This is a genomic window from Bifidobacterium rousetti (assembly GCF_008698235.1).
In the GTDB taxonomy this organism is placed as follows: Bacteria; Actinomycetota; Actinomycetes; order Actinomycetales; family Bifidobacteriaceae; genus Bifidobacterium; species Bifidobacterium rousetti.
The window spans coordinates 454,484-476,412 of the sequence record NZ_PEBH01000002.1 but is presented as its reverse complement, the minus strand read 5'-3'; the positions used below and the strand labels follow the sequence as shown (position 1 = coordinate 476,412).

Genomic DNA, 21,929 nt, shown 5'->3' with positions numbered 1-21,929 from the left:
AATCCTGCCTGAGATAGCCTGCCCGAGATGACAACGATGACCAATATGACCGATATGAACCACACACCGGAGGCGTGACCATGACCTTCACCATCCACAACCGCATCCTTCGCGCGGGGGCCGGCACCCCGCTCGTCCTCGTCAACGCCTACCCGGTCGACGGCCGCATGTGGCTCGAATGCGCCGACCGTATCGCCGCGCTCGCTGACGAACATGGCCTTGAGCCCTTCCCGATCTGGGCCCCGGACATGCCGGGCTCGGGCGAGTCCCCGGCGCCGGGCGACAAGGAGTCCGGCCGTCGCGCCGCGAACGGCTCGTACCCGGACGCGCTCGACCGCATGGCCGAGTCGTACGTCGACCTGATCCGCGCCGCCGGCCATGACAAGGCCGTGTGGGCCGGCCTGTCGATGGGCGGCTACCTCGTGACCGACCTGTACCGGCTGCACCCCGAGGCGGTCGCCGCGATCGCCCTGTGCGACACGATGGCCTCCTCCGACGGCGTCGGCGGCGAGGCGCGCCTCAAGACCTCCGACGCATGCGAGGCCACGGACAGCGTCAAGCCGGTCATGCACTTCGCCCAGCCTGCTGAGGGTGATTCCACCGTGAAGAAAAGCCAGCCGTTCATCGACCGGATGACCGCGTGGATCAACGACCAGAACCCGGCGGGACTCGCGTGGCGCCAGCGCATGACCTACGGCCGGCCCGAACTCGCGGGCGTCCCGGAGTCGATGGACGTGCCGGTCGCGGTCGTCTCCGGCGAGCTCGACCCGACGAGCAACCCGAGCGTGATGGGCCCGTTGGCCGAACGCATCGGCGACAACGCCGTCTTCACCCCGATCCCAGACTGCGGCCACTTCAGCGCCGTCGAGCACCCGGACACGGTCGCCCGTGCGCTGGTCGACCTCGTCGCCCGCGCAGTGAAGGATGCGTGAGCCGCCCATGAGCATCTCCTTCAACCCGCTTGCGCTGACGCAGGCGCTGCCGTTCCTGCCGCTCGCGCAGGGCGATATCGACTATCAGACCGATCGCCGCGGCGAGCCGGATCTCATCGACGCGACCCTGGCCGAACCGGCCACGAAGGTCATCCTGACGCGCGGCGGCCTCATCGCCGTGCCGCGCGGCCAGGGCGAACTCGTCGACTACGAGAACGTCAAGCTGCGCCTCGCCACGCTGCCCGGCGCGTACATGGCCGCCGAGCTCAAGGCCAACCCGGACGCGGTCGCGATGTTCCTCGGCAGCTACGGCGGGCGTCGCGACGAGCACGTCATCGCCGTCGACATCACGCGCGTCACATCCCGTCCGGCCACGTTCGGCACGGACGACGGCACCAACGGCGCGGGCCGCGGCCGTGGCGTCGCCTCCGGGGCGTCGGCCGCGCACGGCGCCGACGACGCGTTCGACGAGACGAACGCGGCCGACGGCCCGCAGACGCGCAAGGGGCTGCTCGAGCAGGCCCTCGACCGGTTCGACTGGGTGGACCTGCGCGGATTCGCGCCGCACGCCTCCGCGCGTGAGGCCGGACAGGCCACGACCGCCATCTCCCTGAGCATCTGGCACAACCGCCAGCGTCACTGTCCGACCTGCGGCGCGCCCGTCGAGGCTGCCAACGGCGGCTGGGCGCAGCGTTGCACGTCCGAGGCCGACGGCCGTCGGCTGCTGTTCCCGCGCGTCGAGCCCGCCGTCATCACGATCATCGTCGACTCCGCCGGCCGTGCGCTCATGCAGCACAACGCCGCGTGGAAGAACCCGACGCTCTACTCGGTGTCGGCCGGCTTCGTCGAGGCCGGCGAGAACCTCGAGCACGCCGCCCGCCGCGAGGCGATGGAGGAGGTCGGCATCACGCTCGGCGAGGTCAAGTACCTCGGGTCCCAGCCGTGGCCGTACCCCGCGTCCCTCATGATGGCGTTCAAGGCGCACGCGCTGACGACCGACGTGCGCGTGGACAACGTCGAGACCGTCGAGGCCCGCTGGTTCACGCCGGACGAGTACATGGCCGCGATCATCTCGGAACAGGTCAGCGCGCCGGGCAAGGCCACGATCGCGCGGTACATGATCGAGGAGTGGCTCGGGCACGAGCTGTGAGCTACCGCAGAGAACCCCACGAATAGACCGATCAAAAGCAAATATTTCACTGTGAGCTATGTCACGGTCGTGTTTCCATTCGGTGAATATCGCGCGATATCGCCGATATTTCGCGGAATTTCGCGGAAATTCCCCTGCCGGATGGGATGACGTTGTTGTACAGTCGGGAGCAGTTCCATACGGGAAGCACGACGGGAATCGTCGGGAGCACGAAACACGAAGTACGGAAAGCCACGGGAAGTAAGGAATCGGTAATGACTGACGAGCAGACGCAACGCATGTCGGACTGGAAGCCGGAGTACGGCGCCATGCGCGGCGACTTCGAGTCCACGCAGCGCATGGCCCCGATCGGGGGCGCCGCGGCTGCGGTGCCGATGCCGGGTCTCTCGGCGTCCGGCGCCTCGGCGGCCGCGTCCTACGGGGCGTCGCGCCGTGTGCGCGCCGACGGCGCTCAGCCGAACGCGAACACGACCATGAACACGGACGCCACCGACGGGAACATCGATATGACCGGCATGACCGCGACCGCGAAGAAGTCCCACAAGGGCCTCGTCATCACCCTGATCGTCGTGGGAGTCCTGCTGGCCGCGCTGGTCGGCGCGTTCTTCACCGCGCGCTGGTACTTCTCCGACCGCGTCGCCCCGGGCGTCAGGTTCGGCGCGGTGAGCGTCACCGGCCAGAACCGCGACGAGCTCGCCTCCACCGTCTCGACCGCCGTCAAGGACTCCGCGATCACGGTGAACGACACCACCAGCGGTAGCAAGGTCACCGCCTCGCTCAAGGACCTCGGCGTGGACGTCGACATCGACGCGACCGTCGACGAGCTGCTGGGCGCCAAGGCGGCATCCAACCTCCTCGAGGACCTCGTGCGCGTCAACCCGTTCAGCCACAAGGGCGTCACGCTGACCGCCACCACCAACGACTTCACGATGAGCGACTACCTCGCCTCGCGGCTGATCGACGAATCCGGCCGCGCGGTGCCGTCGTCGATCGCCTACAGCGCCGAATCGCACGCCTTCGTCGCGACCGAGGGCCGGGGCGGCTCCACGCCCGACACCACGAAGGTGAAGGCCGCCGTCGAGCAGGCCATCGCCGAGCCGGGCACGGCCGCGACCGTCAGCGTCGTGGACAAGGCCACCGAGACCCCGATCACGCTCGCCACGGCCCAGCAGGCCGCCGATCAGGCCAACCAGCGCCTGACCACCCCGGTCGTGCTGACCAACGGCGACACGAAGCAGTTCACGCTGCCGGCCGAGGAGGTCGCCAAGTGGATCAAGCCCACCGGCGAGCCGGAGAAGGGCGAGATCACGATCTCGTACGACGCCGACGCGGTCAAGCAGTACCTCGCGCAGCAGCTGCCGGAACAGCTCAACCAGAAGATGGTCTCGCAGGTCGACATCGTCGACGGCAACGGCACGGTCGTCATCAAGGCGCAGACCAAGGGCGTCAACGGCGTGACCGTCAAGGACACCGACGCGGCCGCCACGCAGGTCGTCTCCGCGCTCGAGAAGGGCGAGGGCGGCACCGTGCAGGTCGCCGCGGACGTCACCAAGTACGACACCAAGCAGAAGAAGAGCGAATACCGCCTCGTCGTGGACAAGAGCTCGCAGACGGTGACCGTCTACCAGAACGGCGCGGTCATCAAGACGTTCAACGTCGTCACCGGCAAGGGCTCCACCCAGACCGACAACGGCACGTTCTACGTGTATCTGAAGTACAAGACGCAGACGATGCGCGGCGAGGACTACGTCACCCCGAACGTGCGCTGGGTCACCTACTTCAACGGCGGCGAGGGCTTCCACTCCGCGCCGTGGAACTACTCCGCGATCGCCTCCGGCGACCCGGTCAACCACGGTTCGCACGGATGTGTGAACATGTACGACGCCGACGCCAACTGGATCTACACGACGATCCCGGACGGCGCGATCGTCCAGGTCGTCGGCTCCCAGCCGTCCAGCCCGGTGCGCTGAATCCCTGCTACCCTTGTAGCCATGAACGATGAACTTGATGACGACCAGCCGCTGAACCTCGACGTGCCCGAGCACCTCGAATATTCCGACGACCATGTGTGGGTCGACACCACGCTGGAACCCGCCGTGCTCGGCATCACCGACTACGCCGCCGAGAAGCTCGGCGAGCTGGTGTACGTGGACCTGCCCGAGGTCGGCACCCGTGTCGAGGCCGGCGACGAGATCCTCGAACTGGAATCCTCCAAGGCCGTCGAGCCGCTGATCGCCCCGGTCGCGGGCACGATCCGTTACGTGAATCAGGCCGTCGCCGACGATCCGAGCGTCATCAACTCCGATCCGTACGGCGAGGGCTGGATCCTCAAGGTGGAGCTCGAGGACGACGAGCCGGAGCTGCTCACCGCGGAGGAATACCTGAAGGTCATCCGATGAGCCGCGAGGGGAACCGGTCGCGCGACGGCCAGAACGGCCACAACGGCCAGCGTGGCCACAACGGCCGCGACGGCGGAATCTCGGCCGACGACATGCCCACGGTGCCGATTCCGGCCCGTCACGTCGTCACGACGTTCGACGCCGCATCCAGGCGCGAGCGCATCGAGATACAGCCGCTGTATGAGCGTATCGTCCGACGCGTCATCACCCGCGTGTTCAGCGTGTGGGTGAAGGCGGCGACGAAGGCCGCACACGACCTCGACTGGTTCCCCCGCGTCGATCCGTACGTCGGATACGGCACCAACGACTACTCGCGACTGATCTGCCGCACCGTGTACGCGGGCGCGCACAGCCAGTCCGGTCTCGCCATGCGCGGATTCAAGGGCATGCTCGCGATCCCCTCGCCGCACACGCAGGTCAGAATCAGCATCGACGACGTCCCCCTCGAAACCGTGCAGGTCGGCGCCTCCGAGCGCTACGACGCGCTCGATGCGCAGCCGGACGTCGACAGCGAATACGCGCTGTCCGACACGTCCGGATACCTCGATCTGGTCGCCGAGCACAAGCTCACCTCCGGCGTGCACACGGTCTCCTACCGTGTCAGGGGCCGCAAGCCGGTCACCGCGAGCCTGTTCACGATCCCCAAGAGCGCGAAGGTCGGCATCATCTCCGACGTCGACGACACGATCATGATCACGCAGGCGCCGGTCCTGTGGAAGGCCGCATGGAACCTGCTGTTCCTCGACCCGGAGAAGAAGGCGTCCGTGCCGGGCATGAGCGTGCTGTTCACCAAGCTCGCCGACCTGTTCCCGGACGCGCCGTTCTTCTACCTGTCGACCTCGCCGTGGAACGTGGAAGGGTCGATCCGCCACTTCATCGCCAACCACGGGTTCCCCGAGGGGCCGCTGCTGCTGCGCGACCTCGACCCGCGTCCCAAGACGTTCATCCCGACCGGTCCGCAGCACAAGCTCGAGTTCGCCGAGCAGCTGATGGGCGATTTCCCCGATATGAAGTTCATCCTCGTCGGCGACGACGGTCAGAAGGACCCGACTACGTACGCGACGATCGCCCGGAGGTATCCGGGGCGCGTGCTCGCCATCGCGATCCGCCAGCTGAGCCCGCGCGAGGCGATGCCGTTCGGGATCACAGCGGGCGGCATGACCGCCTCCCAGCCGACCCCGGTCACCGATGTGCCGGTGTTCACCGGCCCCACCGGCGCGAACCTCATGAAGACGATGCTGCCGTACCTGAAGGAGCACGCCCTGTAGGCGGGCGCCGCGCCCGTGCGGTCAGTGTGTCCGGCTTATAATCGCCTGTATGACTGAAGAGAAGAACACCACCACGGCAACGGAGCCGCGGGCCGTCGCGCCCGAAGGGCGTCAGACGGACCCCGAACAGCTTGACTCGATCCGAGACATGGCGTGGGCGGCCGAGGCGACGGCCGCGCGCATGGAGGTCGTCGAAGCGGAGTCGCCGGACCTGACGATCCCGCCGCTGGTGCCGCAGGCGGTCAAGGATTACGTGCGTCGCGAGCATCACGGCGACCTGTTCCTCGACCCGTACGAGTGGATGCGCGACAAGGACTCGAAGCGCACGCGCGACTACGTCGCGGCGCAGAACGATCTGTGCGAGACCCGCAACGCCCATCTGGAGGGTTTGCGCAACACCCTGTTCGATGAGCTCAAGTCCCATGTGCAGGAGACCGACATGTCGGTGCCTGTGCGCATGGACGGCTACTGGTACTTCGCCCGCACGCAGGAGGGCAAGCAGTACGCGGTCCAGTGCCGCATCCCCGTCAAGGGTCAGGACGACTGGACCCCGCCCGAGGTCGATCCGCTCGGCGCGCCCGGTAGCCTGCCCGGCGAGCACGTCGTGTTCGACGCGAACGAGGAATCGGCCGGACACGACTTCTTCCGTCTGGGCGGCATGGATCTGAGCCGTGACGGCCGTTGGATGCTCTACGGCGTCGACACCGAGGGTGACGAACGCTACGACTTCCGCATCCGCGACCTCGGCAAGCCGGTCGCGCTCGAACCGGGCCATGCATCCCAGGCCGACCTGCCCGAGGTGTTCGAGGGCGTCGGCGGGGCCTGCTTCACGCCGGACGGCGAATACGTGTTCTGGGTCGAACTGGATGATGCGTGGCGTCCGTGCGCCGTGTGGCGCCACCGGGTCGGCACGCCGGTCGAGTCCGACAAGTGCGTCTTCCGCGAGGAGGACGAGCGATTCTGGGTGGGCGTCGGCCTGAGCTTCGACGAGCGCAACATCGTGATCGGCACCGGGTCGAAGACCACCACCGAGGTGCTCATGCTGCCGGTGAACCGCCCCGAGGGCGAGTTCAAGCCGTTCATCCCGCGCAAGACCGACGTCGAATACGACGTGAGTTTCGCCTGCTTCGAGGGCGCGGGCGAGAACGGCGCCGATATCCCGCTCGCCGTCGTCTACCACAATGCGAAGAACCCGAACTTCGAGATCGACGTGATCGACATGCGCGACCACGAGCCGCCGTATTCGCTCGGCGAAGGCGTGGTCGTCGCGCAGGGCTCGCCGTACGGTTGCGAGCGCGGCGACGAGGTCACGGGCGTCCCTGGCGAAGGGGCGGACGCGGGGGAGAGCCTCGTGCCGAACTCGTGCCAGCCGATCACCAAGGCGTACGTGAACCCCGCCAATCCGGCGATCCTGCAGGGGTTGCACGGCTTGGGCATCGAGGGCATCTCGATCCACCGTCATTTCGTGTCGCTCGCCTACCGGGCGGACGGCCTGCCGCACGTCGCGGTCATGCCGAAGGATCTCGCGGCCGAGGACTTCCTCGCCGGGCGTCCGTGGCGGTTCACCGAACTATTGCCGCCGTCGCTCGAGAACGACTGGGACACGATCGCCGACGACCGGGGCGAGACGACCGGCGACCACGGCGAGCGTCTGTGGGCGGATGGTCAGCTGGATCCGCCGGATCACACGGCGTCGTCCGACGGCGCGAGCGACGACCATCTGCCGGGCGAGACGCGCCGCCTGTATTCGATCGGCACCGGCGGCAACCCGTCGTACGACGCGCCGCGCATGCGCTACTCGTTCACGAGCTACACGCGCCCCGGCGAGCTGCACGAGTTCGATCCCGTCACCGGTGAGGACCGGCTGCTCAAGCGCGCGACCGTATTGGGCGGCTTCGACCCGCGCGACTACATGGAGCGCCGCGTGTGGATCACCGCGCGCGACGGCGAGCGCATCCCCGTCTCGTTGGTGTGGCGTCGCGACATCCCCGTACAGGACGCTCCGATGTTCATCACCGGCTATGGCGCGTACGAGATCTCGTCCGATCCGACGTTCTCGGTGGCGCGTCTGAGCCTGCTCGACCGCGGCGTGCTGTACGCGGTACCGCATGTGCGCGGCGGCGGCGAATTGGGCCGCGCGTGGTATGAGCAGGGCAGACGGCTCAACAAGAAGCACACGTTCGAGGATTTCGTCGACGCGACGATCGCGTTGCAGAAGGCGCATCTGGCCGATCCTCGCAGGACCGTCGCCAACGGCGGCTCGGCGGGTGGCCTGTTGATGGGTGCGATCGCGAACATCGCGCCGGAGGCGTATCAGGGCATCGAGGCGGACGTGCCGTTCGTCGACGCCCTGACGTCGATCCTCGACCCGTCGTTGCCGTTGACCGTCACCGAATGGGACGAGTGGGGCGACCCATTGCACGACGAGGACGTGTACCGGTACATGAAGTCGTACACGCCGTACGAGAACCTGCCCGAAAGGGGCACACGGTTCCCGCGTGTGTTCATCACCACGTCGATGAACGATACGCGCGTGCTGTACGTGGAGCCGTTGAAGTGGCTCGCCGCGATGCAGGACCGTGGTTTCGACGCGATCGCCAAGATCGAGGTCGAAGCTGGCCACGGCGGCACCTCCGGCCGCTACAAGCAGTGGCGTCAGGTCTCCTACGAAAACGCCTGGTGTCTGGACGTGATGGGCCTCGGCCAGTAACCGGGTTCCGGTGTCCGGGTGGGGTCCGAGGACCAGACATCGAACCCCCGTTCCCGTCCGGGAAACCTCCGTACGTTTCTCCGGGTATTCCCGTGGCCCATCCGGACGAACGTACGGTACCTGTTGCTGGGCGTACGTTTGGTCTGGTATTCCCGGGGGACATCCGGGGGAACGTACACTTACCTCTGCCCAGGGTACGTTCCCCCGGATAGGTGTGAAAAAGGCCCGGTCAAACGTACGCTTGGGACGTGTGACCGGGCCTTGTGGATGGTTGGGTGGGTATCCCGGTGATGGGATACCCACCCAACCATCCACACAGGGTCAGATGCGCTTGAGGATGTCCTCGCCGACCTGATCGGTGGAGCGGACGGTCGAGCCGAGCTCCTCGATGTCCGCCTCGACGGCGGTGTGGATCTTCTTCGCGGCATCGTCGAAGCCGAGGTGCTCGAGGAGCATCGCGGCGGACAGGATCGCGGCGGTCGGGTTGGCCTTGTTCTGGCCGGCGATGTCCGGCGCGGAGCCGTGGATCGGCTCGAACATGGACGGGAACTCGTCGGTCGCGTTGATGCAGCCGGACGCGGAGTAGCCCACGCCGCCCACGACGGCTCCGGCCTCGTCGGTGAGGATGTCGCCGAACAGGTTGTCGGTCAGGATCACGTCGAAGCGCGACGGGTTGGAGACCAGGAAGATGGTGGCCGCGTCGACGTGCTGGTAGTCGTGGGTGACCTCCGGGTACTCCTTGCCGACCTTGTCGACGATGCGCTGCCACATGTCACCAGCGTTGACGAGCACGTTCTTCTTGTGCACGAGGGTGACGTGCTTGCGGCGCTTCATGGCCAGCTTGAAGGCGTAGCGCACCACGCGCTCGACGCCGTACGCGGTGTTGATGGACACCTCGGTGGCGACCTCGTTCGGGGTGTCGCGGCGGACGGCCCCGCCGGCGCCGCAGTACAGGCCCTCGGTGCCCTCGCGCACGACGACGAAGTCGATGTCGCCGGGGTTGGCGAGCGGGGAGGTGACGCCCTTGTACAGCTTGGACGGGCGGAGGTTGACGAACTGGTCGAGGTCGAAGCGCAGCTTCAGCAGCAGGCCGCGCTCGAGGATGCCGGCCTTGATGCGCGGGTCGCCGACGGCGCCCAGAAGGATCGCGTCGTTGGCCTTGATGCGCTCCTCTTCCTCCTCGGGCAGGATCGCCCCGTCCTTGAGGTAGCGTTCGGCGCCGAGGTCGAAGTGCTCGTACTCGAATTCGGCCACGCCCTGTGCGGCCTTCTCGAGCGCCTTCTGCGCCCACGGGGTTACTTCCTTGCCGATGCCGTCGCCGGGGATGACGGCGATCCGGTACTTCTTCGTTGCGGTGTTATCAGTCATGTGACTGAACGTTACCCGCGCGCTTCGGGCGTCCACAGGCGGTGTTCGGCCTATGGACACCCCTATGATGGTCACCATGCGAGGGAACCATCGAGGGGAATACAAGGTGCCGGGCGGCAAGCTGGTCGCTGTCACCATCCAATACGACAAGTCTCGGGTCTCGGACCCCTACGAGGACGCTCTCCCGGCGCGTCCGTCCGGAAGTTTTCACTCGGCCCCTTCCGTCCATATCGACGGCGACTTCTTCATCGACGCGCCGTCCGACGCGGAATCCGACGCGCTGATCGGGGACATCGAAGAGACATTGACCGCGGAAGGGAACATCGGATCAGGAGAACCGGAATCGCTCGAACGGTCAATCGACCGCGCAATCAAGCGGCATTCGACCGCGCGGCTCATCGGATGCGACGCCGCCGCGATCGTGACGGCGTTCCGCCGGGCGGCCGACAAGGCCGGCGGCCATGCCGCGATCGGACGGGACGCCGGGATTGCCGCGGCCGGCTTGGCCGTCTCGGTCGATCCGACTGTTGCATCCGGTCCGACCGTTGCGTTCAGCCCGACCGCTACGGTCGCAGCTTCCTCACACGACGCGATGTCCGTCACCGCCGATCGCGGGTCCGCCGACCGGGAGTCCGCCGACTTCGCCCGACGCTGGAAGCGCCTGCGCCGGGACCTTGTGGTCATACACGACACGCCACGGTCCCCGGCGGAGCAGATGGAGGTCGACGAGCGCTGGGCGCACGAGGTCGCCGCGGGCCTGAGACCGCCCACATTGCGCATCTGGGAGTGGAGCGGTCCGTGCGTGGTCGTCGGACGGTTCCAGTCGATCCCCGACGAGGTGCACGAGGACGTGGCGCGCGCCGAGGGCATCGAGGTCGTGCGCCGATGCACCGGGGGAGGGGCGATGTTCATCGAACCGGGCAACACGATCACCTACTCCCTGTACGCGCCGCTGTGGTTCGTCGACGGGATCGACGTGGCCGACTCGTACCGGCTGTGCGACCGCTGGCTCGTCGACGCGCTCGCCGGCCTCGGCCTCGACGTGCGATTCTCCGGGCTCAACGACATCGCCTCGTCGCACGGCAAGATCGGCGGCGCGGCGCAGCGGCGGTTCCCGGCGTCCGGGGCCGGTGGGGCCGGTGCGGCCGGTGGAGTCAGCCCGGCCGTGACGGTAGCCCCCGGCGCGGTCCTGCACCATGTGACGATGGCCTACGACATCGACGCGGCGAAGATGACCCGCGTGCTCAACACGAGCGGCGAGAAGCTGAGCGACAAGGCCGTGAAATCGGCCGTCAAACGCGTCGACCCGCTCAAAAGCCAGACCGGCCTGACACGCGGGGCGATCATCGCGCGGCTCATCGCCTCTCTCGCCGATCCGGCCGATCCGGCAAATCCGGCCGATCCGACCACCTCGGCCGATCCGTCCGCGCCCATCTCCCTGTGACCGCTCACGGCCACCCCGCCCTCGGTGCGGTACAATGTTGCGGAAACGAAGCCGGTGATGTTTGCCATAGTCCGACAAGGGAGTGATGCGTGGTGGCGGAGAAACCGAATGCGATGCCCGATCAGGAGAATGTCCTGCTGCACACGGCATTGTTCAAACAGGTTTCGCCTCAGGAGGCCGAGGAGCTGATCCCGTATCTCAACCAGGCCGTCTACGACAAGGGCGACGCCATCTTCGAACAAGGCGGCACCGACCATCGCATGTACCTGCTGGAAAGCGGCCGGGTCAAGCTCATCCGCGAGTCGAGCGACCATCGCATCCAGTTGCTGTCCATCCACGCGCCCGGCGAGGTGCTGGGCGAGATCCCCGTCTTCGACCCGAACGGCGGCCCGCGCACGGCCTCCGCGCTCGCGATGCGCCACGGCACGCGCGTGGTCTGGCTCGAGCACGACGCGCTGTTCCACTGGCTCGACCAGCATCCCCGCGTCGCGATCGACATGCTGCAGGTGATGGCCAGCCGCATGCGCACGAACAACGAGCACATCTCCGATCTGGTGTTCATGGACGTGCCCGCGCGTCTTGCCAAGACCCTGATCAATCTGGGGTCGCGCTTCGGCGAGCCGGTCGAGGAGGGGCTGAGGGTCCCGCACGACCTCACGCAGGAGGAGATGGCCCAGCTGGTCGGCTCGTCGCGCGAGACCGTGAACAAGGCGCTGATGGACTTCGCCAACCGCGGTTGGATCGCGCGCGAGGGCCGTTCGATCATCATCTACCAGCCCGGCATGCTGATCAGGCGATCCCGCCGCTGACGGGCCCCGCGGCACGATAAGCCTTCTTTCAGGCGGCGTCCAGAGAGTGCGGTTACTGTGAACAATTGACTATGGCCGCAATATGACCGCGCACCCGGACCACCCGGCCACTTAGAATGGGCCGCATGCCCAAAAAGAAGTCCTCACTCACCGTTCGACGCGTGTTCACGCTCCTGCTGACATATATCATGCTGTGCGTCGGCGGCGGCATCGTGGTGGCCACGATGTTCTCGCCGGCCGTGTTCGCGGCCAACTCGGTCGCCGAAAGCGTGGCGCCGTCGCTGAAGGTGGAAGGCGTCGACTTCGACGTGACCTCCCTGCCACAGAAGTCCGTGATGTACGCGAACGACGCCAAGACGGAGCTCACCGATTTCTACGCCGACAACCGCACCGTCGTGCCCCTGAAGAAGATCTCCAAGGCCATGCAGCAGGCCGTCGTCGCGCGTGAGGACCGCAGGTTCTTCCAGCATCACGGCGTCGACATCCAGGGTACGATGCGCGCCTTCTTCCAGACGTTCGTCAAGAAGGGCGACACGCAGGGCGGTTCGACCCTGACCCAGCAGTACGTCAAGAACGTGCTGGCGATGCAGGCGCGAGAGAACGACGACCCGATCGCCGAATACCATGCCTCCGAGCAGACGATCGCCCGCAAACTGCGTGAGATGCTCATCGCCGTGCAGATGGAGAAGGAGTACTCCAAGCTCGAGATCCTGCAGGGGTACCTCAACATCGCCCAGTTCGGCAACCACAACCTCTACGGCGTCGAGAGCGCCGCCAAGCGCTACTTCAACACCACCGCCGCGAAGCTCAACCCGATGCAGGCGGCCACGATCGCGGCCATCACCAAGAACCCGACGAGGTTCGACCCGACCGTCGAGGAGAACCTCGAGCGCTCGCAGAACGAGCGCAACACCGTGCTCAAGCTCATGCTCGACCAGGGCTTCATCGACCAGGCCACGTACACGAAGTCCGTCAACACCCCGCTCAAGGACACGCTCGACGTGCAGACCATCGAGTCCGGATGCCAGGTCGCCGGCGACGCCGCGTTCTTCTGCGAGTACGTGACCCGTCAGATCCTCAAGAGCCCCGAGTTCGGCGCCACCGAGGAGGAGCGCAACAAGCTGCTCAAGGAGGGCGGCCTGAAGATCGTGACGACGATGGACGTCAACGCGAACACGATCGCGATGCAGACGGCCCGCAACACGATCCCGCCGGACGATCCGACCGGCTTCGAGGTCGCGATCGCCGCGATCAAGCCGGGAACGGGCGAGGTGCTCGGCTTCGGCATCAACCGCACCTTCGACGCCACCGACCGCGCGAAGACCGATTCGACCCGAACGGCCGTCAATTACGCCGTCGATCAGGTCGACGGCGGCGGCTGGGGCTTCAACGTGGGTTCCACGTGGAAGCCGATCAACCTGGTCGCGTGGATGCAGAAGGGCAAGTCGATCAACCAGTCGCTGTCCACCACCACGTCGGTCAACACCCGCAGCTTCAGCTGCAACGGCCACTATTTCGGCGGACTGCCGTGGAAGGTCGAGAACGCCGGCGGCGGCACCGTCGCCAGCGAGACGCCGCTGCAGGGCCTCGTGCTCTCCCACAACACCACGCAGGCCGCGATGGCCTCGCAGATCACCCTGTGCCCGATCGCGGACGCGGCCAAGGCGATGGGCTACCACAACTCCATCCAGGGCAAGGAGGACGTCTACGACTCGAACTCCTTCCAGCCGCCGATGGTCATCGGCACCGTGCAGGCCTCTCCGCTGACGATGGCCAACGTGTACGCGACCATCGCCGCCAAGGGCGTGGAGTGCACCCCGATCGCCATCACCAAGATGACCGACAGCACCGGCAAGAACTACAAGGTGCCGTCCGCCAACTGCCATCAGGCGATCGACCCGGAGGTGGCCGAGACCGCCGCCTACGCGCTCAACCAGGGCGTCGTGCGCTCCGGCGGTAACGCGGTCAAGGCGCAGCTGGACAACGGACGCAAGACGTTCGCCAAGACCGGTACCAACGAGACCACGTACATGCTGACGGCGGGCTTCATTCCGCAGGTGTCCGCCTACGTGGCCATCGGCAACGCGGAGGTGCCGCAGTCGTTCAGCTACAAGACGATCAACGGCGTCTACCACTCGACGTGGTACGGCATGTATCTGGCGGAGCCGGCATGGCGTGAGTTCATGCAGAACTACGTCAACGCGGCGAACATACCGATAGACAACAGCTACGGCACACCGAGTTCGAAGTACACGTACGGGGTCGCCTCGTCGACCACGAAGAAGAAGAGCTCGACGTCCACCGACGGCGACGGCACGTCCACCGGCGGCACCACCGGCACAGGCACGTCGCAAGGCACGACCGGCGGCACTACGACCGGTGGTACGACCGGTGGCGGCACCACCGGCACCGGCGGGAACGGCACCGGCGGCGAGACCGCGGGCGGCACGACCGGCGGCACCACCCAAGGCGGCACCCCCCAGTAGGCCAGTATCGCCGGCTCGGCCGTCAAGTACGTAGTCTGAACGCCCACCATCATGGTGGGCGTTCTTTCGTATCGGTCACGACGCCGACGGACTAGAATGAGGAACGTTCACAACCGAAAAGCGGCCGAGCGGCATGCGGCCGGGGCGATGCGGCCGATCCGTGGGGTCAGACGGGCACTGTCCGGTCAAATAGGTCACAAGGACATGAGAGAAGGGGCATCAATGGCAGACAACACGACCAGCGCGGGCGGCGAGGACTCGGCGAACGGCGGCATCGAAAGCCCGAGCGGATTCGACTTCCGCGGGCTGACGGTTTCCGGGGTCGCGCCCGCGGGCCCGGCCACGCCCTCCGCCGACGCGGACTCGGACAAGGGCGGCAAGGGTGACAAGGACGGCAAGGACGTCAAGGGTTCCAAGGGCGGCAAGAAGAAGGACAAGCCGTCCAAGGACTCCAAGCCGGACAAGGACAAGGATTCCAAGGACAAAGACACTAAGGACAAGGGCAAGTCGGGCAAGAAGGCGAAGTCCGATTCCGGCCGTGACACCGTCTCGCCCGTTACGCCCGGTGCATCCGGCGCGTCTTCCGAGGCCAATACGCCCACGCCCGCTCCGAACCCGGTCGCCGCGTTCTTCGGCACGTTCGCGGCCAAGCCAGGCTCCGACGGTCCGGCCCTGTTCGAGCCGATGACCCTGAGGGGGCTCACCATCCGCAACCGCATCTGGCTGCCCCCGATGGACACCTATTCCGCGTTCGGCCGCGACGGTCGCCCCACCCCGTTCCACTACCAGCACTACGTATCCCGCGCGCTCGGTGGCTTCGGCATGGTCATCGTCGAGGCGACGGCCGTGGCGCCGGAAGGACGCATCTCGCCGTGTGACGTCGGCCTGTGGGACGATTGGCAGATCGATGCGTGGCGTTGGATCGTCGAGGACATCAAGGCCACCGGCGCCGTCGCCGCGATCCAGCTCAACCACGCCGGGCGCAAGGGGTCGACCGGCTGCTTCGCCGTCGGATACGATCGTCAGACCGTGCCGCCCGAGGCCGGCGGCTGGCAGACCGTCGCCCCGAGCCCGATCCCGTTCGGCGACTACGCCAAGCCGCGCGCCCTGTCCGTCGATGAGATCCACGGGCTGGTCGGCGCCTTCGCGGCGGCCGCACGCCGCGCCGTCGCCGCCGGGTTCCAGGCGATCGAGATCCACGCCGCCCACGGCTACCTGATCTCCCAGTTCCTCGATCCGCTGGTCAATGAACGCGAGGACGAATACGGCAACGGCTTCGAAGGGCGCATCCGCTTCCTCCTCGAGGTCGCCGACGCGATCCGCGCCGAGATCCCCGACGACATGCCGCTGCTGGTGCGCGTCTCCGCCACCGACTGGGCCGCCGGCGGATGGGACCTCGACCAGACCGTCGCGCTCGCCCGCATCCTCAAGGACCACGGCGTCGATCTGGTGGACGTGTCCACCGGCGGCATGGTCTCCGGCGTCACCGTGCCGGTCAAGCCGGAGTATCAGGTGCCGTTCTCCGCGCAGGTGCGCAAGCGCGCCGAGGTGCCGGTCACGGCCGTCGGGCTCATCACCAAGCCGAAGCAGGCCGAGAAGGTGCTCGTCAAGGGCAAGGCCGACGCGGTCGAGATCGGACGCGCCGCGTTGCGCGACCCGTACTGGCCGCTTCGCGCCGCCGACAAGCTCGGCGTGCCGGTCGCCAAGGCGCCCTACCCCGAGCAGTACGTCCGCGGCGCCTTCTGATCGTTCGGCCGGCCGACGGTCTCCCGACCGTCGACCGTCGCCGACCGACCGTCGGCTGCGGTTGTTTTCGTGACGCCGGCGTGAAATGGTGAGACAATGGTCACCATGAGTTACGTTTCGGATAGCTTCTGGCACGACGCCGTCAACAAGGCGACGACCGACCTCTTCACCTTCGGATACAAGCACGTCATCAAGCCGAATTTCGTCTTCAACGTGCCGCCGGACGAGGCGCACGACCGCATGATCGAGTTCTGCCGCGTCACCAAGCACATCCCGCCGCTGCTGTGGGCGGAGCGCACGATGCTCAACTACACCGACCCGATCCTCGAGACCACGGTGATGGGCGTCGACTTCGCCAACCCGTTCGGCCTGTCCGCCGGACTCGACAAGAACTGCGACATGCCGGTCCTGCTCGACAACGCCGGATTCGGCTTCGAGACCGTCGGCTCGACCACGTCCCGGCCCTGTGCGGGCAACCCCAAGCCGTGGTTCCACCGCCTGCCCGAATACGATTCGATGATGGTGCATGTGGGACTGGCCAACATCGGCTCCGACAAGGTCATCGACCGCGCCGAAAAGGCGTGGACGCACGCGCACGACATGCAGGTGTCGGTCTCGATCGCCCGCACGAACGACGACAAGTGCGGCGACCTCGACGAGGGCATCGAGGACTACTGCATCTCGATGCGCCGCGCCGCCGGCCGCACCGCGATGGTCGAGGTGAACGTCTCCTGCCCGAACACGCACGCGGGCGAGCCGTTCACCGAAAGCCCCGAGAACCTCGACCGCCTGTTCACTGCGCTCGACGGGATCGACCGCCCGCAGCCGACGCTCGTCAAGATGCCGCTCAACAAGCCGTGGGATGAGATGCGCGACCTGCTCGAAGTGCTCACGGAACACAACGTGCAGGGCGTGTCCCTCGCCAACCTCAACAAGGACCGCGCCGGTCTGGAGATCCCGCGCGACTGGGAGGGCGGGCTCTCCGGCGGCCCGTGCACCCGCGCGAGCGAGGCGCTGGTGGCCCGCACCTACCGCGAGTTCGGCGACCGGCTCGCGATCGCCGGCATCGGCGGCGTGTTCACCCCCGAGCAGGCGTACGCGAAGATCCGCTCCGGCGCGAGCCTCGTGATGTTCATCTCCTCGCTCATGTACCGCGGCCCCCAGCAGATCACGGTGCTGAAGCGCGGCCTGGCCGACCTGCTGCGCCGCGACGGCTTCTCCTCCGTCTCCGAAGCCGTAGGCGTCGACGCCTGACCACGAAACATTCGGCCCCTTGACGTGGCCCCCTCTGATGAGGGGGCTGTCAGCCGAAGGCTGACTGGGGGAGAGATCAGGGGAGAGATCGTTCCCCATCACCCCCACTACGTCGTCGATGTGCCGTTTTGTTCGCTAACGTTTGCAAAACCAAAAATAACCCGCGCGAAACGCACAACTCGGTTTGGTAAATGCGCGATTGTGTGCGATAATGTTCGTATGATATCGTCACAACGTCAACACCTGATACTGAGCAGGCTTCGCACCAGAGGTGCCGTGCGAATCACGGCCCTGAGTAAGGAACTCGGCGTTTCCGCGATGACCATCCGCCGCGATATCGCCGAACTCGCCGACAAGGGGCTGCTCAAACGCGTCCATGGCGGCGCCGTGACCACCAGCACATTGCTGAGCGAACCGCTGTTCTCTGTAAAGTCGCAGATGGACATCGGACTGAAGGACGCCATCGCGCAGGAGGCCGTCAAATACGTGGCCCCCGGCGACGTGATCGCCATCGGAGGCGGCACCACGGCCTACGTCTTCGCGCAGCATCTGCTGGAAAGCCAGCAGGCCAGCGGCATCACCATCCTCACCAACTCGATCCCCGTCGCCGAACTCGTGCAGGCGCTCGAATCGAAGGACGTCGAGGTCATCGTCACCGGTGGCGTGACCACGCGATCCAACTCGCTCGTCGGGCCGATCGCCGACAAGGTCATCGCCTCGCTGCGCGTCAACACCGTCTTCCTCGGCACGCATTCCGTGTCGATCCCCCGCGGCTTCCTCATGCCCAACTCGTTGGAGGCCGCAACCGATATGGCGATGATGGGCATCGCCGATCGGACCATCATTTTGACCGATCACACCAAGTGGAGCTGCACATCGCTGTCGTTGTTCGCGCGGTTCGACCAGGTGGAAACGGTCATCACAGACGACGGGCTCGATCCCGATACCGCCGCCAAAACGAAGGAACTGGTCAATGAGCTCGTCCTGGCCGAACAGGTCGAGCCCGCACAGGAAAGTGAGCAGAAGTAATCATGACCGATTTCGCAGCCTACGAACCCGGTGAATACGCCAAGGAGCACATCCGCATCACGCCGACGAAGCTCGCCGACGGACGCGACTTCTTCTACCTGGACGACGACCCGGAGTACGTCTCCGGCAAGAAGACCCGCGAGCTCAAGGACCCGCGCAACCTGCCGTACCGCTTCAGCAACCAGCTGAACGCCGCCGGCGAGGAGGTGCCGTACGCGGCCCCCGAGATGCGCCGCGACCCGCTGACCGGTGACTGGATCCCGATGGCGACCGCCCGCATGAACCGCCCGATCACCGCCGGCCCCGGCGCCACCGTGAAGGGCAACCCGCTGGCCGCCCGCAAGCCCGGCGACCCGTACCAGGACGGCGAGGTCCCGGACACCGACTACAACGTCGTCGTCTTCGAGAACCGCTTCCCGTCGATGGTGCGCGTGCCCGGCCGCTCCGAGGACGTCACCTTCGTCGACGGCAACCCGCTGTGGGAGAAGAAGATGGCCGCCGGCCGCTGCGAGGTCATCTGCTTCGACCCCGACGAGCACGGTCTGCCGGCCGACCTGCCGGTGTCCCGCCTGCGCACCGTCGTCGAGGCGTGGGCCTTCCGCACCGCCGAGATCTCCAAGATGGACGGCATCGAGCAGATCTTCCCGTTCGAGAACCACGGTCAGGAGATCGGCGTCTCCCTCGCCCACCCGCACGGCCAGGTCTACTGCTACCCGTTCATCGCCCCGAAGATGGAGAAGGAGCTCCAGCACACCGAGGCCTACCACGAGAAGACCGGCGGCAACCTGCTCAAGGACCTGATGAACGCCGAGCTCGAGGCCAAGGAGCGCGTCGTCCTGCGCAACCACAGCTGGGTCGCCTACGTGCCGGCCGCCGCCCGCTGGCCCCTCGAGGTCCACGTGGCCCCGGTGCGCGACGTCCTCACCCTCGACGAGCTCAACGACCAGGAGCGCTGGGACCTCGCCTCGATGTACTCGCACCTGCTCAAGCGCGGCAACGCGTTCTTCGACAAGGGCGACGGCAAGGGCATGGACCTGCCGTACATCGCCGCCTGGCACCAGGCCCCGATCCACGACCCGCGCCGCGCGAACTACCGTCTGAACCTCCAGTTCTTCAGCTTCCGCCGCGCCGCCAACAAGATCAAGTACCTCGCCGGCTCCGAGTCCGGCATGGCCGCCTGGATCTCCGACACCACCCCGGAGCTCATCGCCAAGCGCTTCCACGAGCTGGGCGACATCGACATCGCCGACTGAGCGCCCGCCCGGCCGTTCCGACTCCGATCGCCATCGCAATCGCAATCAAAAAAGAAAAAGGAAACAAGGAAACACACCAATGACCGATGTTGAATTCATTGAGCCGCTTTCCCACGAAGAAGGCGTGTCCAAGGCCACCAAGCTGTTCGTCGACACCTTCGGCACCGCGCCCGAGGGCGTGTGGGGTGCGCCGGGCCGCGTCAACCTGATCGGCGAGCACACCGACTACAACGCCGGACTGTGCCTGCCGATCGCGCTGCCGCACCGCACGTTCATCGCCCTGAAGCCGCGTGAGGACACCAAGGTGCGCGTCGTCTCCGACGTCGCCCCGGACAAGGTCACCGAGGCCGATCTCGACGGGCTCAAGGCCCGCGGCGTGGACGGCTGGGCCGCCTACCCGGTGGGCGTCGCCTGGGCCCTGCGCGAGGCCGGCTTCACCAAGGTGAAGGGCTTCGACGCCGCGTTCACCTCCTGCGTGCCGCTGGGGAGTGGTCTGAGCTCCTCCGCCGCGATGACCTGCTCCACCGCGCTCGCCCTTGACGACGTGTATGGCCTCGGCTACGGCGACTCCGACGCCGGCCGCGTGACCCTGATCAACGCCGCCATCAAGTCCGAGAACGAGATGGCCGGCGCCTCCACCGGCGGCCTCGACCAGAACGCCTCGATGCGCTGCACCGCCGGCCACGCGCTGCTGCTCGACTGCCGCCCGGAGCTGACCCCGCTCGAGAACGTCTCCCAGCAGGAGTTCGACCTCGACAAGTACAACCTCGAGCTGCTCGTCGTCGACACCCAGGCCCCGCACCAGCTGAACGACGGCCAGTACGCCCAGCGCCGCGCCACCTGCGAGGAGGCCGCCAAGGTCCTCGGCGTCGCCAACCTGCGCGTCGCCGCCGACGGCATCTCCAAGGCCGACGACCAGTTCCAGGCCCTGAAGGAGACCCTCGATGCCCTGCCCGACGAGACGATGAAGAAGCGCGTGCGCCACGTCGTCACCGAGATCGAGCGTGTGCGCTCCTTCGTGCGCGCCTTCGCCAAGGGCGACATCCAGGCCGCGGGACGCCTGTTCAACGCCTCCCACGACTCCCTCGCCGCCGACTACGAGGTCACCGTGCCCGAGCTCGACGTGGCCGTGGACGTGGCCCGCAGGAACGGCGCCTACGGCGCGCGTATGACCGGCGGCGGCTTCGGCGGCTCCATCATCGCGCTCGTCGACAAGGGCCGCTCCCAGGAGGTCGCCCAGAAGATCGCCGACGAGTTCGAGCGTCAGGGCTTCCACGCCCCGCGCGCCCTCGCCGCGTTCGCCGCGCCGAGTGCTAGCCGCGAGGCGTGAGACCCTGAACCGACACGCCGGCGGACTTACGAAGAATCTGACGGCGTGCTAAGTTGCTCCACTGTTTGAAAACCGCATGGCCTTGTGTCGAATTGTTCTATTTCGGCACGGGGCCATGCGGTTTTTGTTATGCGATCCGCATGCGATCCGCGTGCATTTTTCGCATGTATCCCGCAAAAGCAGAGGAAAACAGTAGAGGAGAGTCTTTCCATGCCTCAGAACAAGCTTCAGGATGTCGTCTTCACCGCCATGATGGCCACGCTGATGGTCTACTGCATGGTGGTGTACAACGTGGCCTTGAATACGGGCGACGTGACTGCCATGACGTTCGTCGCGGCCCTTCACGAGCTGCCGATCATGGTACCGATCGCCTTTGTGCTTGAGCTATTCGTCGTGGGCCGCATCGCCCGCAAGCTGGCGTTCAGCGTCATGCGTCCCGACGATCGCCCGCAGTTCATCACCTACGCGATCTCCATCTGCATCACCTGCATCATGTGCCCGGTGATGAGCCTCATCGCCACCCTGTTGTTCAAGGAGCCGAGCTTCGGCATGTGGATCAAGGCTTGGGCGATGAACTTCCCGATGGCGCTGGGACTGCAGCTGTTCTACTGCGGTCCGCTGGTCCGTCTGGTCTTTCGGTCGATGCTGAAGGTCAAGCGATGGGCGTTTTCGCTGACCGTCGCCAAGGCCGCCTGATCCGTTCCGAACTGTTCGGACGGGGCTTGGACGCTCCGGCACACGGCAACGGGTG

General features: G+C 66.5%; 16 protein-coding genes. 15 read left to right on the top strand and 1 reads right to left on the bottom strand.

The annotated features are described in order from the left end of the window. Window positions 1–80: 80 nt before the first annotated feature. From CSQ85_RS04460 to CSQ85_RS04435, 6 genes are all read left to right on the top strand, one after another. Window positions 81–932 carry an alpha/beta fold hydrolase gene (locus tag CSQ85_RS04460; RefSeq protein ID WP_150382999.1) on the top strand — a complete coding sequence of 284 codons (852 nt, stop codon included), beginning with the start codon at window positions 81–83 and terminating at the stop codon, window positions 930–932. Between the two features lie 7 nt (window positions 933–939). Continuing rightward, window positions 940–2,082, top strand: a complete 1,143-nt coding sequence (nudC, locus tag CSQ85_RS04455; protein ID WP_150382998.1) for an NAD(+) diphosphatase — start codon at window positions 940–942, stop codon at window positions 2,080–2,082. Window positions 2,083–2,336: 254 nt separating this feature from the next. Beyond that, on the top strand, window positions 2,337–4,052 hold the full coding sequence (locus tag CSQ85_RS04450; RefSeq protein WP_223846828.1) for a L,D-transpeptidase: 1,716 nt from the start codon (window positions 2,337–2,339) through the stop codon (window positions 4,050–4,052). A gap of 21 nt (window positions 4,053–4,073) precedes the next feature. Then, on the top strand, window positions 4,074–4,481 hold the full coding sequence (gene gcvH, locus CSQ85_RS04445) for a glycine cleavage system protein GcvH (RefSeq protein WP_107040724.1): 408 nt from the start codon (window positions 4,074–4,076) through the stop codon (window positions 4,479–4,481). Between the two features lie 92 nt (window positions 4,482–4,573). Continuing rightward, window positions 4,574–5,749 carry an App1 family protein gene (locus tag CSQ85_RS04440; protein WP_190972891.1) on the top strand — a complete coding sequence of 392 codons (1,176 nt, stop codon included), beginning with the start codon at window positions 4,574–4,576 and terminating at the stop codon, window positions 5,747–5,749. A gap of 181 nt (window positions 5,750–5,930) precedes the next feature. Then, window positions 5,931–8,459 carry a S9 family peptidase gene (locus CSQ85_RS04435; protein ID WP_150383065.1) on the top strand — a complete coding sequence of 843 codons (2,529 nt, stop codon included), beginning with the start codon at window positions 5,931–5,933 and terminating at the stop codon, window positions 8,457–8,459. Window positions 8,460–8,780: 321 nt separating this feature from the next. Here CSQ85_RS04435 and CSQ85_RS04430 read toward each other — a convergent pair whose 3' ends face one another. Continuing rightward, window positions 8,781–9,827: a 3-isopropylmalate dehydrogenase gene (locus tag CSQ85_RS04430; protein WP_150382996.1), complete on the bottom strand. Its 1,047-nt coding sequence runs from the start codon at window positions 9,825–9,827 to the stop codon at window positions 8,781–8,783. A gap of 76 nt (window positions 9,828–9,903) precedes the next feature. Here CSQ85_RS04430 and CSQ85_RS04425 point away from each other — a divergent pair, with 76 nt between their 5' ends. The 9 genes from CSQ85_RS04425 (at window position 9,904) to CSQ85_RS04380 (ending at window position 21,874) form a co-directional block, all read left to right on the top strand. Continuing rightward, a complete protein-coding gene (locus CSQ85_RS04425) occupies window positions 9,904–11,271 on the top strand; it encodes a lipoate--protein ligase family protein (RefSeq protein ID WP_150382995.1) in 1,368 nt (455 codons plus the stop codon). 89 nt (window positions 11,272–11,360) lie between these two features. Further along, window positions 11,361–12,080: a Crp/Fnr family transcriptional regulator gene (locus tag CSQ85_RS04420; RefSeq protein ID WP_150382994.1), complete on the top strand. Its 720-nt coding sequence runs from the start codon at window positions 11,361–11,363 to the stop codon at window positions 12,078–12,080. Window positions 12,081–12,205: 125 nt separating this feature from the next. After that, window positions 12,206–14,566, top strand: a complete 2,361-nt coding sequence (locus tag CSQ85_RS04415) for a transglycosylase domain-containing protein (protein ID WP_190972883.1) — start codon at window positions 12,206–12,208, stop codon at window positions 14,564–14,566. A 222-nt stretch (window positions 14,567–14,788) separates the two neighbouring features. Next, window positions 14,789–16,312 (top strand): NADH:flavin oxidoreductase/NADH oxidase, encoded by a 1,524-nt coding sequence (locus CSQ85_RS04405; RefSeq protein ID WP_395956266.1) that lies wholly within the window; start codon window positions 14,789–14,791, stop codon window positions 16,310–16,312. A 105-nt stretch (window positions 16,313–16,417) separates the two neighbouring features. After that, entirely contained in the window at window positions 16,418–17,566 is a 1,149-nt protein-coding gene (locus CSQ85_RS04400; RefSeq protein WP_150382992.1) for a quinone-dependent dihydroorotate dehydrogenase, read from the top strand. A gap of 219 nt (window positions 17,567–17,785) precedes the next feature. Next, the gene (locus tag CSQ85_RS04395; protein WP_107040729.1) at window positions 17,786–18,595 is read left to right on the top strand and encodes a DeoR/GlpR family DNA-binding transcription regulator; all 810 of its coding nucleotides are present in this window, start codon (window positions 17,786–17,788) and stop codon (window positions 18,593–18,595) included. Between the two features lie 2 nt (window positions 18,596–18,597). Continuing rightward, on the top strand, window positions 18,598–19,848 hold the full coding sequence (gene galT, locus CSQ85_RS04390) for a galactose-1-phosphate uridylyltransferase (protein WP_150382991.1): 1,251 nt from the start codon (window positions 18,598–18,600) through the stop codon (window positions 19,846–19,848). Window positions 19,849–19,927: 79 nt separating this feature from the next. Beyond that, complete coding sequence (galK, locus tag CSQ85_RS04385; protein ID WP_150382990.1) at window positions 19,928–21,178, top strand: galactokinase; 1,251 nt, start codon at window positions 19,928–19,930, stop codon at window positions 21,176–21,178. A gap of 210 nt (window positions 21,179–21,388) precedes the next feature. After that, window positions 21,389–21,874: a DUF2798 domain-containing protein gene (locus CSQ85_RS04380; protein WP_150382989.1), complete on the top strand. Its 486-nt coding sequence runs from the start codon at window positions 21,389–21,391 to the stop codon at window positions 21,872–21,874. Window positions 21,875–21,929 lie beyond the last annotated feature (55 nt).

Excerpts from the sequence above, each read along its gene's own strand:
- gcvH (WP_107040724.1), top strand. The coding sequence starts at position 4,074 with ATGAACGATGAACTTGATGACGACCAGCCGCTGAACCTCGACGTGCCC.
- CSQ85_RS04440 (WP_190972891.1), top strand. The coding sequence starts at position 4,574 with ATGCCCACGGTGCCGATTCCGGCCCGTCACGTCGTCACGACGTTCGAC.
- CSQ85_RS04430 (WP_150382996.1), bottom strand. The coding sequence starts at position 9,827 with ATGACTGATAACACCGCAACGAAGAAGTACCGGATCGCCGTCATCCCC.
- CSQ85_RS04400 (WP_150382992.1), top strand. The coding sequence starts at position 16,418 with ATGAGTTACGTTTCGGATAGCTTCTGGCACGACGCCGTCAACAAGGCG.
- CSQ85_RS04450 (WP_223846828.1), top strand. The coding sequence starts at position 2,337 with ATGACTGACGAGCAGACGCAACGCATGTCGGACTGGAAGCCGGAGTAC.
- CSQ85_RS04380 (WP_150382989.1), top strand. The coding sequence starts at position 21,389 with ATGCCTCAGAACAAGCTTCAGGATGTCGTCTTCACCGCCATGATGGCC.
- galT (WP_150382991.1), top strand. The coding sequence starts at position 18,598 with ATGACCGATTTCGCAGCCTACGAACCCGGTGAATACGCCAAGGAGCAC.
- nudC (WP_150382998.1), top strand. The coding sequence starts at position 940 with ATGAGCATCTCCTTCAACCCGCTTGCGCTGACGCAGGCGCTGCCGTTC.
- CSQ85_RS04425 (WP_150382995.1), top strand. The coding sequence starts at position 9,904 with ATGCGAGGGAACCATCGAGGGGAATACAAGGTGCCGGGCGGCAAGCTG.
- CSQ85_RS04435 (WP_150383065.1), top strand. The coding sequence starts at position 5,931 with ATGGAGGTCGTCGAAGCGGAGTCGCCGGACCTGACGATCCCGCCGCTG.
- CSQ85_RS04405 (WP_395956266.1), top strand. The coding sequence starts at position 14,789 with ATGGCAGACAACACGACCAGCGCGGGCGGCGAGGACTCGGCGAACGGC.
- CSQ85_RS04415 (WP_190972883.1), top strand. The coding sequence starts at position 12,206 with ATGCCCAAAAAGAAGTCCTCACTCACCGTTCGACGCGTGTTCACGCTC.
- CSQ85_RS04460 (WP_150382999.1), top strand. The coding sequence starts at position 81 with ATGACCTTCACCATCCACAACCGCATCCTTCGCGCGGGGGCCGGCACC.
- galK (WP_150382990.1), top strand. The coding sequence starts at position 19,928 with ATGACCGATGTTGAATTCATTGAGCCGCTTTCCCACGAAGAAGGCGTG.
- CSQ85_RS04395 (WP_107040729.1), top strand. The coding sequence starts at position 17,786 with ATGATATCGTCACAACGTCAACACCTGATACTGAGCAGGCTTCGCACC.